This window comes from Pseudomonas sp. microsymbiont 2 (assembly GCF_054788395.1).
In genome coordinates, this window is sequence record NZ_CM139112.1 from 2,965,657 (window position 1) to 2,980,919 (window position 15,263).

At 65.9% G+C, this 15,263-nt stretch carries 12 protein-coding genes; 9 read left to right on the top strand and 3 right to left on the bottom strand.

Annotation, left to right across the window (positions count from 1 at the left end):
• Positions 1-134: 134 nt before the first annotated feature.
• The 7 genes from ACYUME_RS13325 to ACYUME_RS13355 all read left to right on the top strand — a co-directional run bounded on the left by ACYUME_RS13325 (position 135) and on the right by ACYUME_RS13355 (position 7,966).
• On the top strand, positions 135-2,966 hold the full coding sequence (locus tag ACYUME_RS13325) for a xanthine dehydrogenase family protein molybdopterin-binding subunit (protein ID WP_460415001.1): 2,832 nt from the start codon (positions 135-137) through the stop codon (positions 2,964-2,966).
• Positions 2,959-3,498: a (2Fe-2S)-binding protein gene (locus tag ACYUME_RS13330; RefSeq protein ID WP_240062945.1), complete on the top strand. Its 540-nt coding sequence runs from the start codon at positions 2,959-2,961 to the stop codon at positions 3,496-3,498. Before ACYUME_RS13325 ends, ACYUME_RS13330 begins: the two co-directional genes overlap by 8 nt.
• Before the next feature lie 2 nt (positions 3,499-3,500).
• Positions 3,501-4,712, top strand: a complete 1,212-nt coding sequence (locus ACYUME_RS13335) for a c-type cytochrome (protein ID WP_460415003.1) — start codon at positions 3,501-3,503, stop codon at positions 4,710-4,712.
• A gap of 3 nt (positions 4,713-4,715) precedes the next feature.
• Positions 4,716-5,687 (top strand): XdhC family protein, encoded by a 972-nt coding sequence (locus ACYUME_RS13340; protein ID WP_460415005.1) that lies wholly within the window; start codon positions 4,716-4,718, stop codon positions 5,685-5,687.
• Positions 5,684-6,247 carry a nucleotidyltransferase family protein gene (locus tag ACYUME_RS13345; RefSeq protein WP_460415007.1) on the top strand — a complete coding sequence of 188 codons (564 nt, stop codon included), beginning with the start codon at positions 5,684-5,686 and terminating at the stop codon, positions 6,245-6,247. Before ACYUME_RS13340 ends, ACYUME_RS13345 begins: the two co-directional genes overlap by 4 nt.
• Positions 6,248-6,398: 151 nt before the next feature.
• The gene (gene hchA, locus ACYUME_RS13350; RefSeq protein WP_460415009.1) at positions 6,399-7,253 is read left to right on the top strand and encodes a glyoxalase III HchA; all 855 of its coding nucleotides are present in this window, start codon (positions 6,399-6,401) and stop codon (positions 7,251-7,253) included.
• 2 nt (positions 7,254-7,255) lie between these two features.
• Positions 7,256-7,966 carry a PA1136 family autoinducer-binding transcriptional regulator gene (locus tag ACYUME_RS13355; RefSeq protein WP_460415010.1) on the top strand — a complete coding sequence of 237 codons (711 nt, stop codon included), beginning with the start codon at positions 7,256-7,258 and terminating at the stop codon, positions 7,964-7,966.
• A 5-nt stretch (positions 7,967-7,971) separates the two neighbouring features.
• On the opposite strand, the gene ACYUME_RS13360 is transcribed toward ACYUME_RS13355, so the two are convergent.
• Positions 7,972-8,964 (bottom strand): NAD(P)H-quinone oxidoreductase, encoded by a 993-nt coding sequence (locus ACYUME_RS13360; RefSeq protein WP_460419358.1) that lies wholly within the window; start codon positions 8,962-8,964, stop codon positions 7,972-7,974.
• Between the two features lie 310 nt (positions 8,965-9,274).
• Between ACYUME_RS13360 and ACYUME_RS13365 the strand changes: the two genes are divergently transcribed.
• Positions 9,275-10,150 carry a LysR family transcriptional regulator gene (locus ACYUME_RS13365; protein WP_460415012.1) on the top strand — a complete coding sequence of 292 codons (876 nt, stop codon included), beginning with the start codon at positions 9,275-9,277 and terminating at the stop codon, positions 10,148-10,150.
• On the opposite strand, the gene cydB is transcribed toward ACYUME_RS13365, so the two are convergent.
• Together cydB and ACYUME_RS13375 are read right to left on the bottom strand one after the other, a co-directional pair.
• Positions 10,144-11,151: a cytochrome d ubiquinol oxidase subunit II gene (gene cydB, locus ACYUME_RS13370; protein WP_279805925.1), complete on the bottom strand. Its 1,008-nt coding sequence runs from the start codon at positions 11,149-11,151 to the stop codon at positions 10,144-10,146. The two genes, ACYUME_RS13365 and cydB, sit on opposite strands and share 7 nt — an antisense overlap.
• A gap of 38 nt (positions 11,152-11,189) precedes the next feature.
• Positions 11,190-12,596: a cytochrome ubiquinol oxidase subunit I gene (locus ACYUME_RS13375; RefSeq protein WP_460415014.1), complete on the bottom strand. Its 1,407-nt coding sequence runs from the start codon at positions 12,594-12,596 to the stop codon at positions 11,190-11,192.
• Between the two features lie 325 nt (positions 12,597-12,921).
• Here ACYUME_RS13375 and ACYUME_RS13380 point away from each other — a divergent pair, with 325 nt between their 5' ends.
• The gene (locus ACYUME_RS13380) at positions 12,922-15,195 is read left to right on the top strand and encodes an FdhF/YdeP family oxidoreductase (protein WP_460415016.1); all 2,274 of its coding nucleotides are present in this window, start codon (positions 12,922-12,924) and stop codon (positions 15,193-15,195) included.
• Positions 15,196-15,263: the final 68 nt, after the last annotated feature.

Below are 15,263 nucleotides of genomic sequence, written 5' to 3' on the forward strand. Positions count from 1 at the left end.
CTGCTTGACTTACCAAGCCAAACCACAATCGCCAACTTGACTTAAAGGTCAGATTTTGTGATCGTGCGCGCCCTCCGTGTATCTCAGCACCAGAACAAAGCATGGGCAGCGCCTGACTGCCCAGAGGATCAACCATGTCCAACCGTGATATTTCCCGGCGTTCGTTCCTGCAAGGCGGGCTGATCGCCGGTGTCGGCGTGACCCTGGCGCCCCTCGGCAGCCAGGCCTTCGCCGCCCTGATGGAAAGCAAGGTCACCACCTCGCCGCAAAAGTGGATGAACCACGACGGCAAGGCGCGTTTCCGTAACGACGCGCTGTCCAAGGTCTGCGGCAGCAAAGTCTTCGCCCGCGACATCCGCGCCAAGGACATGCCCGGCTGGCCGCAGCAGCAAGGCCACGCCATGCTGCTCAAGGCCACCAAGGCCGACCGCATCTACGCGGGCTACGACCTGTCGCTGCTAGGCAGCGAACTGCAGCCGGACCGCATCGTCACCGCCGAGGACCTCAAGAAAGACGGCATCGCCTGGCCAGAGGCCCATTCGCCCGATCCGCTGCTGCCGCCAGGCCAGGTGCCGATGTTCATCGGCCATCCCGTGGCGATCCTGATCTGGAACGACTTCGAACGGTTCCGCAAAGCCAAGCTCAAGCTGCAGTTCAACGACAAGGCGATCCGCTACGGCGCCCAGGCGCCGCTGTACCAGCGCGATCCCTACGGCAGCTTCCGTTTCGTGCGCGTGGGCGGCAAGACGCCGTTCGACGAGGACGAATACTCCAGCCTCAAGAACACCATGCTGTTCCCCACCATCCTTGCCCGCAAACCGGTATGGACCGCCGAGCCCAAGCAGCACGGCAACCTCACCGAGCAGGGGATGTTCTACGCCCAGCGCATCGACCAGCAGCTCAAGCAGCCGCCCGAGGACTGGCTGCTGTTCGACGAGCGCTACAAGACCCCCTCGATCGAACCCGCGGCCCTGGAACCGGACAACGGCAACGGCTGGTTCGACCCGGCCACCGGCACCCTGCATTTCGTCGTGGCCACCCAGTGCCCGTTCGAAGTGGCGCAGGAATGCGTGCACATGATCAAGCCGTCGCGCTTCGGCCTGAAGCACCTGAACATGCACCCAGGCTATACCGTCGGCTACGGCTCCAAGGACAACAACATCTTCGTGTTCTACGCCGCCGTCGCCGCCCTGTACGGCGCGGGCGTGCCGATCCGCCTGGCCAACGACCGCTACGAGCAGTTCCAGAGCGGCATCAAGCGCCACCCGTTCGACATCCGCTACCAGCTGGCAGTGGACAAGAAGGACATGAGCTTCCAGATCTTCCGCGCCGACATGACCGTCGACGGCGGCGGACGCATCAACTACAGCCCGTCGGTGGCCGCCGTGGGTGCCACCGCGGCGCAGTCGATCTACTACATGCCGCAGAATGACCTAGCGGTGACCGCCTACCATTCCCGGGGCGTGGAGGCCGGCTCCATGCGCGGCTACGGCACCCTGCAGAGCATGGCCGCGACCGAGATGATGGTCGACGAGATCGCCGATCGCCTGGGCGTGGACGCCATCGAACTGCGTCGCAAGAACGCGCTCAAGTCGGGCATGAAGAACACCCAGGGCGCCGTGCCCGCCGGCGCCCTGCGCCTGCACGAGATCCTCGACAAGGCCGCCGAACATGACTGGTGGAAGCAGCGCCATGCGCGCAAGCAGGCCGAGGATGCCAAGGACCACGACAACTGGTACGGCGTAGGCTTCGCCATCACCCAGAAAGACTTCGGCACCGGTTCCGAGGCGCCGATGGCGGCGGTCGAGTTCAGCGCTGACGGCCACATCATCCTGCGTCATATCGGCACCGAACTGGGCACCGGCATGTCCACCTCCCAGGCGCTGGTGGTCAGCGATTTCCTCGGCCGCGTCGCCGACGAAGTGAAGACCGCCCAGACCGAATGGCCGGAACTTGCGCTGACCACCAGCGGCAACCCCTACCTGATCAGCCAGGCCGAGCAGGACGCGGCGCTGCGCGACCCACGCTGGGTCGGCAAGCTGGCCTCGCCTTCGTCGGCGACCAACTCGGCGTTCTACTTCAGCCACGCCACCCGCGAAGCGGCGCGCGTGCTGTTCAACCACGGCCTGTGGCCGGCGGCCATGGCCCTGTGGAGCCAAGGCCCATTCGGCGGCCAGGCCAACCCACTGGTGGTGCGCCGCGAAAACGCGGTGTGGGTCAACGGTGAGCTGACCGGCAACGGCCTGGCGCCGATCCCGTTCGCCACGCTGGCGAAAAAGGCCCACGAAATGGGCCTGGTCACCGGTGTCAGCGTGCACGGCTTCAACCGCTGGAGCTGGGCCGAGGCCGACTTCGTCATCGATGGCGTGCGCGAGCGCCTGCCGCTCGATGCCGTGGCGGTGAAGTACGGTGACGGCGCGGTGAACGCCAAGAAGGCGCAGATGAACAGCGCCGGCTTCCACCTGCTGGATCGGCAGAACGCCGAGTATCCGGCCACCCAGCTGAACAACGCCATGGTCACCTACTACAGCCCGGTGGCGACCATCGTCGAGGTCAAGGTCAACAAGGGCAGCGGCGAAGTGACCGTGCTCAACCACCACAGTTGGGTCGAGTGCGGCCGGGTGCTGGTGCCGGAGCTGGTCAAGGGCCAGCTCGAAGGTGGCATCGCCATGGGCATTGGCCATGCGCTGCTGGAAGAAATGCCGCTGTACGAGGGCGGCCCGGGCGAGGGCAACTGGAACTTCAACCGCTACCGCCTGCCGATGGCCAAACACGTGGCGGTGTGGAAGCAGACCTCGGAGATCCTGCCGCCGCTGTCGCCGACCGATCCGTCCAAAGGCATCGCCGAAGTGGTGATGATCCCGGTGGTCGGTGCCATCGGCAACGCCGTGGCCCACGCCATCGGCAAGCGCGTGCGCGACTTGCCCATCACCCCCGCCCGCGTCAAGGAGGCCCTCAATGGCTGACCGCAAGCTGCAACTGACCCTCAACGGTCAACCCGTCGTCACCGAAGTGGTCCCCGATGACCTGGCGATGATCGACTACCTGCACGAATACCAGAACCTCACCGGCTCGCGCCTGGGCTGCGGCCAGGGCATCTGCCATGCCTGCGTGGTGATCGTCGACAACCCCGACGGCACCAGCGAGGAAGTGCGTACCTGCATCACCGGCGCGCACTACTTCGAGGGCAAGAAGGTCCGCACCATCGAAGGCCACGCGAAACTGGACGAAGCCGGCAACCCTGGCGAGCTGAACCCGATCCAGCAGAAGTTCGTCGACCGCTTCGCCTTCCAGTGCAGCTACTGCGCCCCGGGCTTCGTCAATGCCGCCACCGTGCTGGTGGAAAAGGCCCAGCGCAAACCGCTGAAAAAGAGCGAGCTGGAAGACGCCATCGAGGCCAGCCTCGGTCACCACGTGTGCCGTTGCACCGGCTACGTGCGCTACTACGAGGCCACCCGCGAAGTGCTGGGCGACCTCGGCCTGGTCAAGGAGGGTTGAGCATGACGCGAATTCTCAGCAGCCTGGCCCTGGCCATTGGCGCGATGGTCGCCTGCAATGCCCAGGCGGCCGACGAGGCCCTGGTCAAGCGCGGTGAATACCTGGCCCGCGCCGCCGACTGCATGGCCTGCCATACCGCCGAAGGCGGCGCGCCCTATGCGGGTGGCCTGCCGATCCATTCGCCGTTCGGCACCATCTACGGCACCAATATCACCCCGGACAAGCAGCATGGCATCGGCAACTACAGCAGCGACGAGTTCTTCGCCGCCCTCACCGAAGGCAAGCGCAAGGACGGCGCCAACCTGTACCCGGCCATGCCTTACACCTCGTACCACCTGATCAAGCGCGAGGACTCCGATGCGATCCACGCCTACCTGATGACCGTCGCCCCGATCAACCGCCCGGCGCCGCAAACCAGCCTGAGCTTCCCGTTCAACGTGCGCACGGGGCTGATGGGCTGGAACATGCTGTACGGCAAGAGCGTGCAGCTGGAGGAGGGCAAGGGCAACAGCGAGGCGTGGAAGCGCGGGCAGTACATGGTCGAAGTGCTTGGCCACTGCGGCGAGTGCCACACCCCGCGCAACCCGATCGGCGCGCTGCAGCAGGACAAGCGCCTGACTGGTGGCCTGCTGCTGGGCTACCTGGCGCCGAGCCTGCTGGCCCAGGACCTGGCCGACCGTGGCTGGACCCAGGCGGACCTGGCGACCTTCCTCAAGCATGGCATCAGCGCCCAGGGCAGCATGTTCAACGAGATGTACCCGGTGGTGCACCACAGCACCCAGCATCTGCAGGACAGCGACCTGGCGGCGATGGCCACCTACCTGCTCGGCGACCAGCCGCCGGCGGCGAAGATCGTCCAGACCTTGGCCCACGAGACCCTGGGCGAAAGCGCCAAGCGCGGTCGCCAGCAGTACCTCAACGTCTGCGCCGGCTGTCATGGCGTCGAGGGCGAGGGCAAGCCGCACATCGCCGTGGCCATGGCGGGCAACACCGTGCTGCGCCAGGCCGACTCGCGCAACCTGGTCAAGGCCATCGTCGACGGGATCCGCGAACAGCAGTTCACCGGCTTCGAGCGCATGCAGCCGATGCCGGGCTTCGCCGACAAGCTCGACGACCAGCAGCTGACCGACATGGTCAACTACCTGCGCGAGACCTGGGGCGGCCTGCCGGGCGATCTGAGCACCGAGCAGCTGGCGCAGCTGAAGGCGGACTGAGCCGTGCAGCATCTGGACCTGCAAGTGGTGCAGCAGGCGGCGCACTGGTCGCGTGACGGCCTGCGTGTCTGGCTGTGCACCGTGCTGTGCACCTATGGCTCGGCGCCCCGCGCGCCGGGCTCGTTGCTGGCGGTCAACGCGCAGGGGCAGTGGGTCGGATCGCTGTCCGGCGGCTGCGTCGAGGAAGACTTCCTTGAGCGCGTCGCCGCGGGCGAGTTCAGCGATGCGGTGGCCGTGGTGCGCTACGGCGACGGCAGCGACAGCCGCGCGAACATCCGCCTGCCCTGTGGCGGCATCCTCGATGTGCTGGTGGAGAACCTGCCGGGCGACTGCGCGACCCAGGCGCACCTGGGAGAGCTAGAGGCGGCCTTGCAGGGCCGTCGCCGGCTCCTGCGCGAGGTCGACCTGCGCACCGGCCAGCGCCGGCTGTGGGACGACCAGAGCCAGGGGGCGCGGGTGGAGCAGGGCGGCCAGAGCGTGCGCTTGCGTGTCGGCGCCGCCCAGCGCCTGCTGCTGGCTGGCTATTCCAGCGTCGCGCATTTCTGCGCCGAGTTCGGCAAGGGCCTGGGCTTTGAAGTGGTGCTGTGCGATCCCCGTGACGAGGTGATGGACAATGTGCGGCTCGACGGGATAGAAATCCGTCGTGAACTGCCTTCGCTGTTCATCGCCAACGGCGGTTGCCACCGCGACACCGCGGTGGTGGCGCTTACCCACGACCCGAAGATCGACGACCTGGCCATGCTCGAAGCAGTCAATACCGAAGCGTTCTACATCGGCGTGATGGGCTCGCGGGCCACCTCGGAAAAACGCCGTGAACGCCTGCGCCGCATCGGCGGGCTCGGCGAGGCCGAGATGGCCCGTATCCATGCGCCGATCGGCCTGAACCTGGGCAGCAAGACCCCTGCCGAGATCGCTCTGGCGGTGCTCGCCGATATCCTGCGCACCCGTAGCGGCATCGCCCGCGAGGCGCTGTGAGCGTCGTCGCGCTGGTGTTGGCGGCTGGCCAGGGCTCGCGCTTCGGCGCGGACAAGCGCCGAGCCTTGCTGGGCGACGGTCGCAACCTGTTGCAGCATAGCGTCGAGCGCGCCCTGGCGGCGTTCGACGAGGTGCGCGTGGTGCTGCGCGAGGGTGAGCGGGGCGCGGATCTGGGGTTGCCGGCGGCCTGCCGCGTCATCCATGGCCTCGATGCCGGGCTGGGCATGGGCCATAGCCTGGCGGCAGGCGCCGCCTCGCTGGAAGACAGCGAGGCGATGGCGGTCGCCATCTTGCTGGGTGACATGCCATGGATCCTGCCTGAGACCTTCCGGCGTCTGCTGGCGATCGCTGCCCCCTCGCTCATCGTGGTGCCGCGTCATCAGGGGCAGAACGGGCATCCTGTGGTGTTTGGCCGAGCGTTCTGGGCCGAGCTCGGCGGCTTGTCCGGTGATGAAGGGGCGCGCTCCGTCCTGCGCCGGCATGCTGATCGCGTTGTCGTGCTGGACCTGGAAGACGGCGGGATAGTGCGCGACGTCGATACGCCCGCTGCGCTCGACTAGACTGCTCTGGGCCCATTCGTAACCCTTGTATGAGCGCGTGGTCCGTTGTACCGATGCCACAGGCAGCCATTGAGGGAAAACCCTCATTGCCGCTCATCCGGTGGCCTCCTAGCATGGATCCGGTCAACCCCCCAGGCACAGGAGCACAGCCATGACCAACAGCAACGACGACAAACGCCCAACCCCCGACCCGGCCGAGGACAACGCCTTCTTCCCTTCGCCGTACTCCCTGAGCCGATTCACCTCGCGCAAGTCCGACCTCAGCGGAGCCGACTATCCCGATGCCTACCAGGGCGGGCGCTGGAAAGTCCTGATGATCGGCGCCGACGAGCGCTACCTGCTCACCGACAACGGCACGATGTTCTCCACCGGCAACCACCCGGTGGAAACCCTGCTGCCCATGTACCACCTGGACAAGGCCGGCTTCGGCTTCGACGTGGCGACCTTGTCGGGCAATCCGGTCAAGTTCGAATACTGGGCCATGCCCGGCGAGGATACCGAGGTGCTCGGCCTGTTCGAGCGCTACCGCCAGGCGTTCAAGCAGCCACGCAAGCTCGCGGATGTGCTTGAGCAGGCCCTGGGCAAGGACTCCGACTACATCGGCGTGTTCATCCCCGGCGGCCACGGCGCCTTGATCGGCCTGCCGGAGAGCGAAGAGGTCGGACAGGCCCTGAAATGGGCGGCCGACAACGACAAGTTCGTCATCACCCTGTGCCATGGCCCGGCAGCGTTGCTGGCCGGTGGCAGGCTCTACGATGGCTACAAGATCTGCGCTTTCCCCGACGATCTGGACGCCACGACCCCGGACATCGGCTACATGCCCGGCCACCTGACCTGGAAGTTCGGCGAGCGCCTGCAGGCCCAGGGCGTCGAGATCATCAACAAAGGGATTTCCGGTGCCGTCCATCAGGACCGCAAGCTGCTCACCGGTGACAGCCCGCTGGCGGGCAACGCGCTGGGCAAGCTGGCCGCGGCGGCGCTGCTCAAGGCGACCAACGCAGGGTGAGCATGCTGACGTTCGACAAGGTGGTGCAGGCGATCCAGCAGATCGACCAAGCCACCACCCTGGCGCCGATCCAGGCGGCGGTGCGCAATTTCGCACGACCGTTGGGCTACGACCGCTTCGTCTTGTTCAGCGCCAGCGCCGCGCGGGACGAAGTGGTCGAGCGCATCCACTGGGTGGAAGGCGACTGGTTCGGCGATGGCCAGTTGGTCGATGCGCAGACCTATGTGCGCCATTGTCCGGTGACCCGCCACCTGCTGGCGGCGCGCGAGCCGTTCTTCTGGAGCAAGCAGATGGTCGACGGCGGCGAGCGTTACCGGGTGGTGCGCCAGCCGAGCGGGCCAGGCATCCATGGTCTGCAGGTGCCGGTATTCGGCCCGGCAGGCCTGGAGGGCGCCATGAGCCTGGGCGGCGTGCGTATCGATGGCATGCCTGCCACTCGCCTGTCTCTGACGTTGCTGGCCAACGCCGCCTTCATCAACGCCCGGCGCTTGCTGGAGGCGCCTGTCGAGCAGGGTGGCGGGACACTGTCCGAGCGCGAGCGCCAAGTACTGGCCTGGACCGCCGCCGGGCAACGCCAGGCCGATATCGCCGCGACCCTGGGGCTGTCGGTGCGCACGGTGGAGAACCACCTGCGCGCTGCCCGGCGCCGCCTCGGCGTGACCACCACTGCCCAGGCGATTCGCATCGCCCTGGGCAGTGGTGCGCTGGACTGAGCGCCTCAGGCCGGGTGCGCCACGCTCAGCACCACCTTGCCGATATGCCGGCCAGATTCCATCAACGCATGGGCCTGACCGGCCGCCGCCAATGGGAAGGTGGCGTGGATCAACGGCTTGACCCCACCGCTGCGCACATGCGGCCAGACCTTGGCCTGCAGATCAGCGAGGATCGCCGCCTTGTCGTCGGCGCTGCGCGCGCGCAGGGTCGAGCCGATATGGGTCAGGCGCTTGGTCAACAGGGGAAACAGGTCGACTTCGCGGGCCGGGCCCTTGACCACGCCGATCTGCACGATGCGCCCGTCCATGGCGGCGGCCTTGAAGTTCCGCGCCACGTAGTCACCGGCGATGATGTCGACGATCACATCGACGCCCTTGCCTTCGGTGTGCAGCAGCACCTGCTCGACGAAATCCTCGCGGGTATAGTCGATGGCGACGTCCGCGCCCAGCTCCAGGCTGGCGGCCTGCTGTCCGGCGCCGTTGACCGTGGTGAAGATACGCGCCGCGCCAAAGGCCCTGGCCAGTTGCGTGGCGGTGGTGCCGATGCCCGATGCGCCGCCGTGGATCAGCACGCTGTCGCCGGCCTTGAAGCCGCCGCGCTGGAACAGGTTGACCCAGACGGTCATGAAGGTCTCCGGCAAGGCCGCGCCCTCGATCATCGACAGGTTTTCCGGCAGGTGCGCGGTGGTACGTTCATCGGCCACGGCGTATTCGGCGTAGCCGCCGCCTGGAACCAGGGCGATGACCGCGTCGCCGACGGCAAAGCCTTGGACCTGCTCGCCGATGGCCACGACCTTGCCGGCGATTTCCAGGCCAGGAATGTCCGGCGCGCCGGCGGGCGGGTCGTACAGGCCTTTGCGCTGCAGCAGGTCCGGGCCGTTGACGCCGGCCGCGTGGACCTGGATCAGCAGCTCCCGTGGGCCGGGCCGTGGCGTGGCGTGGATGGCCGGTTGCAGCACCTCGGGTTCACCCGGCTGGGTGATGTCGATGGCAGTCATGTGCGTGGGGATGTGACGCATGCGAACCTCTGTCATTCTGAAGAAAGGCCGTTTCGGGCCGTTGCGTCACAGGGTATGAAACAAGCGAAGCCAGGTCGCGCGGCGATTTTGCGATGCCGCGCCGCAGATTTTCTTCAGCCACGGCGCTTATGGAAACGACCTTGTGCCGATTGGCGCGATCCCTGTGGGAGCGGCTTTAGCCGCGAACACCGGCGAAGCCGGTGCCAGGCACCGCGTCGCTCCCGCCTCGAGCAATACGGCTGCCCACAGATACTTGATGAATGCGTTTGTTGCCAATGGAGTACACCGATTGAACTGGGATGACGCACGCATGCTGCTGGCCTTGAGCCGCGAACAGACCCTGCGCCGCGCAGCCAGGGTGCTGCGGGTCGACCAGGCCACCGTGGGCCGGCGCGTGGCGGCGCTGGAGGCGGACCTGGGCTCGACCCTGTTCCTGCGCACACCGGCCGGCTATCAGCTGACCGCCATCGGCGAAGTAGCGGTGGAATTGGCGCAGAAGATGGAGCAGGCGGCGCTGGAGCTGGCCCGTCGTACCCGTGGCACTGACAACGAGCAGGCCGGCGAAGTGCGTATCGCCACCACCGACTCCCTGGCCCTGGAGTTCGTCATCCCGGCGCTGCGCCAACTGCACGCCGAGCACCCCGAGGTGCGCGTGGTGCTCAGTGGCAGCTCGGAGATCGTCAACCTGTCGCAGCGCGAGACCGACATCGCCATCCGCAACCAGCGCCCGGACAGCCCCGACCTGGTGCTGCGCAAACTGGCCAGCTGGCAGATGGGCCTGTTCGCCTCGGCGGACTATCTGGCGCGGCGGGGCGTGCCGGAGGCGGGCAGTTTCGCCGGGCACGACCTGGTGGTGTACGAGCCGTACTGGCGCGATCGCGCCGAGCCGACCCTGGTGGATGTGCCCATGGGCGAGGGCAGGGTGGTGCTGGCGGCCAATGCCAGCATGATGCTGCGCCGGGGCATCGCCGCCGGCCTGGGCCTGGGGGAAATCCCCGTGGAACTGGGGCTACGCGACGGATTGCAGCGGGTCTGGCCGCAGCGTGTGCGCAGCCAGCCCTACGAAGTGTGGATGGTCACCCACCAGGACCTGCGCCACACGGCACGGGTGCGAGCGGTGATCGAGCATCTGGTGCGGGCGTTTGCCGCAGGCAGTGCTCAGTGATAGCCGTCGCCCACCTTCACCTTGCCGCGGAACACGTAGTAGCTCCACGCGGTGTACACCAGGATGAACGGCAGGATGAACAGCGCGCCGATCAGGGCGAACAGCTGGCTGGCCACCGGGGAGGCGGCCTGCCAGATGGAAATCGATGGTGGAATGATATTCGGCCAGATGCTGATGCCCAGGCCGCTGTAGCCGAGGAAGATGACCAGCAGGGTCAGCAGGAACGGTGAAGCGGTGGCCCGGTGCGCCAGGGTGGTCAGGGTGCTGATGAAGCAGAACAGCAGCAACAGTGGCACCGGCAGGAAGTAGAACAGGTTGGGCAAGCTGAACCAGCGCTGGGCGATCTCCGGGTGGGCCAGCGGCGTCCACACGCTGATCACCGCGATGGCGCCCAGCAGGCCCCAGATGAAGTAGGACGAGTAGCGATACATCTCCTCCTGCAGGCGGCCTTCGGTCTTCATGATCAGCCAGGTGCTGCCCAGCTGCGCATAGGCCAGCAGCAGGGCGAAGCCGCAGAACAGCGGGAACGGCCGCAGCCAGTCGAGCGGGCCACCGGCGTACATGTTGTTGGCCACCGGTATGCCATCGAGGAACGCGCCCAGGGCGACCCCCTGGGTGAAGGTGGCGACGATCGAGCCGCCGATGAAGGCCTTGTCCCACCAGTGACGGTTGCGCTCGCTGGCCTTGAAGCGGAACTCGAAGGCCACGCCGCGGAAGATCAGCCCCAGCAGCATGAGGATCAGCGGCAGGTAGAGCGCGCTGAGAATCACCGAGTAGGCCAGCGGGAAGGCGCCGAACAGGCCCGCGCCGCCTAGCACCAGCCAGGTCTCGTTGCCGTCCCAGACCGGCGCGACGGTGTTCATCATCACATCGCGTTCTTCCTTGTCCTTGATGGCCAGGAAGAGGATGCCGATCCCCAGGTCGAAGCCGTCCATGATGACGTACATCATGACGCCAAAGATGATGATCAATGCCCAGATCAGCGTGATATCGACGCCCATGGCAATCGCTCCTCAGGTTGCAAACGCCTTCGATACGGTCAGTGATCGTCCGCCGCGGACATCGGCCGCGCGGGGGTCTTGGACTGGCCCGCGCCACCATCGACCGGGTGTTCGCCCTCGTGGGGGTAGGGCCCCTTGTGCACCAGCTTGAGCATGTAGGCGATGCCGGTGCCGAACAGCACGAAGTACACCAGCACGAACGCCACCAGGCTGATGCTCATCTGCGCGGTGGTCAGCGGCGACACCGCGTGCTCGGTGCGCATCAGGCCGTACACCACCCAGGGCTGTCGCCCCATCTCGGTGGTCACCCAGCCGGCCAGCAGGGCGATCAGCCCCGAGGGCCCCATGCACAGCATGAACTTGAGAAACAGCGGCGTGGTGTGCAACCGGTCGCCCCGGCGCAGCCACAGGCTCCACAGCCCGGCGAGGATCATCAGCAGGCCCATGCTCACCATCAGACGGAAGGTCCAGAAGATCACCGTGGAATTGGGGCGATCCTCCGGCGGGAACGACTTGAGCGCCGGGATCTGGCGATCGAGACTGTGGGTCAGGATCAGGCTGCCCAGGTACGGCACTTCGATGGCGAAGTGGGTCTTCTCGGCTTCCATGTCTGGCCAGCCGGCCAGGATCAGCGGCGATGGCTCGCCGGGAATGTTCTCCCAGTGGCCCTCGATGGCAGCGATCTTCGCCGGCTGGTGCTCCAGGGTATTCAGGCCATGGGCGTCGCCGACCACGGCCTGGATCGGCGCCACCACCAGGGCCATCCAGCAGGCCATCGACAGCATCGTGCGCGCCGCTTCGGTGTGCTTGCCGCGCAGCAGGTGCCAGGCGCCGGAGGCGCCGACGAAGAACGCGGTGGCGAGGAAGGCGGCGATCGCCATGTGCGCGAGGCGGAAGGGGAACGAGGGGTTGAAGATGATCGCCAGCCAGTCCACCGGCACCGCGCGGCCGTCGATGATCTCGTGACCCTGAGGGGTGTGCATCCAGCTGTTGGAGGAGAGGATCCAGAAGGTCGAGATCAGCGTGCCGATGGCCACCATGGCGGTGGCGAACAGGTGCAGGCCGCGTCCTACGCGATCCCAGCCAAACAACATGACCCCGAGGAAACCCGCCTCGAGAAAGAACGCGGTAAGTACTTCATAAGTCAGTAATGGCCCGGTAATGCCGCCCGCGAAGTAAGAGAACTGCGACCAGTTGGTGCCGAACTGATAAGCCATGACCAAACCGGAAACCACGCCCATGCCGAAGTTCAAGGCGAAGATCTTTACCCAGAACGCGTAAAGATCGCGGTATACACCCCGGCCAGTCTTCAGCCAGAGCGCTTCGAGGACGGTGAGGTAACTGGCAAGACCAATGGTAATTGCCGGGAAGATGATATGTACGGCTACGGTGAAGGCGAACTGAAAGCGAGCAAGATCAAGGGCTGTAGTATCTATCGTGTCCATGCTTTCTCTGCCTCGCGCGTTGGGCAAGTTCGCCAGTTGTTGCGAACGAGAAGCAACAAGAAGATGTCGAGCATCCACTCATTGCCTTGACATGTAACAGCGTGTCGCTAGATTCTAGATCACGATTGGCCAAGGCAATCGAATATTATCTGTGGAACATCCTTGGGCCGTGGATCCAACTTCCACGGTAGTAAAAGTTGGGCAGGCAATAGGCTATTGAATAGCCAAGATTAACAATTTTCCGACCAGCGGCCCGCTAGTACAGCGGCTTATTACGCCACCAGCGATTTATATCCAATCCATATATTTCGTGTGAGGAGCGACCATGGCGACTCGACGCAAGGTACCCGGTGTACGCAACTACGATGGCCCCGCAGGTGGCTGGGGCGCGCTCAAGGCGACCGCCACGGCGGTACGCGAGCAGATGGACACGCTGCAGGCACCGATCACCCTGATGCGCACCAACCAGCCGGATGGCTTCGACTGCCCAGGCTGCGCCTGGCCGGACAAGGAGCACCGTTCGACCTTCCAGTTCTGCGAGAACGGCGCCAAGGCGGTGACCTGGGAGGCGACCAACAAGCGCGTGCCCCCGGAGTTCTTCGCCAACCACCCGGTGGCCACGCTGTTGCACCGCACCGACTACGAACTGGAAGACCTCGGGCGGCTGACCCACCCGATGGTCTATGACCACGCCAGCGATACCTACAAGCCGGTGGAGTGGGAGCAGGCCTTCGCCCGCATCGGTGAGATCCTCCGCGGCCTGGAGCCGAACCAGGTCGAGTTCTATACCTCCGGCCGCGCCTCCAACGAGGCGGCCTACCTGTACCAGCTGTTCGCCCGGGCGCTGGGCACCAACAACTTCCCCGACTGTTCGAACATGTGCCACGAGCCCACCAGCGTGGGCCTGCCGCGCTCGATCGGCATGGGCAAGGGGTCGGTGTCGCTGGACGACTTCGACTCGTGCGAGCTGGTGATCTCCATCGGCCACAACCCAGGCACCAACCACCCGCGGATGATGGGCACGCTGCACGAGATCTCGCGGCGCAAGGTGCCGATCATGGTGCTCAACCCGCTGCGCGAGCGGGCGCTGGAACGCTTCGCCGATCCGCAGGACATGATCGAAATGGCCACCTACGGCTCGACCCGGATCGCCTCGACCTACCTGCAGGTCAAGGCCGGTGGTGACGCGGCGGCGATCAAGGGGATCATGAAGTCGTTGCTGGAGATGGAGGATTCGCTCGGGCAGGTGCTCGACTTCGAATTCATCGCCCAGCACACCAATGGCTTCGAGGCGCTCAAGGCCGACCTGCTGGCCACTGCCTGGCCCGACATCGAACACGCCAGCGGCCTGGCCAAGGCCGACATGGAAAAGGTCGCGGCAGCCTACGCCAAGTCCAATGCCACCATCGTCACCTATGGCATGGGCATCACCCAGCACAACGAGGGCACCGCCAATGTCCGGCTGATCTGCGACCTGCTGATGCTGCGCGGCAACATCGGCAAGCCCGGCGCCGGCGTCTGCCCGCTGCGCGGTCACTCCAACGTGCAAGGCAACCGCACGGTGGGAATCACCGAGAAACCCTCCGCCGACTTCCTCGACAAGATCGAAAAGGTGCTGGGCTTCAAGCCTCCGACCGAACATGGCCATGATTCGGTGCAGGCCATGCAGGCGATGATCGCCGGCACCTCGAAAGCGCTCATCTGCCTGGGTGGCAACTTCGCCGTGGCGCTGCCCGACCCCGGGCTGTGCTTCCCCGCCATGGGCAAGCTGGAGCTGAGCGTGCATATCGGCACCAAGCTCAACCGTACCCACCTGCTGGTGGGCAAGGAGACCTATCTGTTCCCGTGCCTGGGGCGCACCGAGCTGGATGTGCAGGAAGGCGCGCGGCAGTCGATCACCGTCGAGGACTCGATGTCGATGGTGCATGCCTCGGCGGGCAAGCTGACGCCGGCATCGGAGTTCCTGCGCTCGGAGCCGGCTATCGTCGCTGGCATGGCCAACGCGACCTTGCCGGACAGCCCGGTGCCCTGGCTGGAGCTGGCCGCCGACTACGACAAGATTCGCGACCTGATCGAGAAGACCCTGCCGGGCTTTGACGACTACAACGCACGCATCCGCGTGCCGGGTGGTTTCCGCATGCCGTTGCCGGCCACCGAACGCATCTGGATGACCCCCTCGGGCAAGGCCGAGTTCTTTGTCTTCCCGGGTCTGCACGAAGACAAGGAGGTCGAGGGCGACGATGTCCTGCGCCTGATTACCCTGCGCAGCCATGACCAGTACAACACCACGATCTACGCGCTGGACGACCGCTACCGTGGCGTGTTCGGCCGCCGCGACGTGCTGTTCATGAACCCGGCCGACTTGCAGGCACGCGGCCTGGCCCATGGCGACCTGGTGGATATCGAGACCGTCACCCATGGCCGCAAGATGCGCTACGAGCGGATCACCGCCATCGAGTACAAGATCTCCCCCGGCTCGGTCGGCGCCTACTACCCAGAGGCCAACCAACTGGTGCCGCTGGACTACATCGATGTGGACAGCGGGACGCCGTCGTACAAGTCGGTGCCGGTGCGGGTCATGCGCTCGGAACTCAACTGAGTCCTCGCGCAAACCCGGCACCACTCCTGTGGGAGCGGGTTTACCCGCGAAGGCGGCAGTGCAGCCAC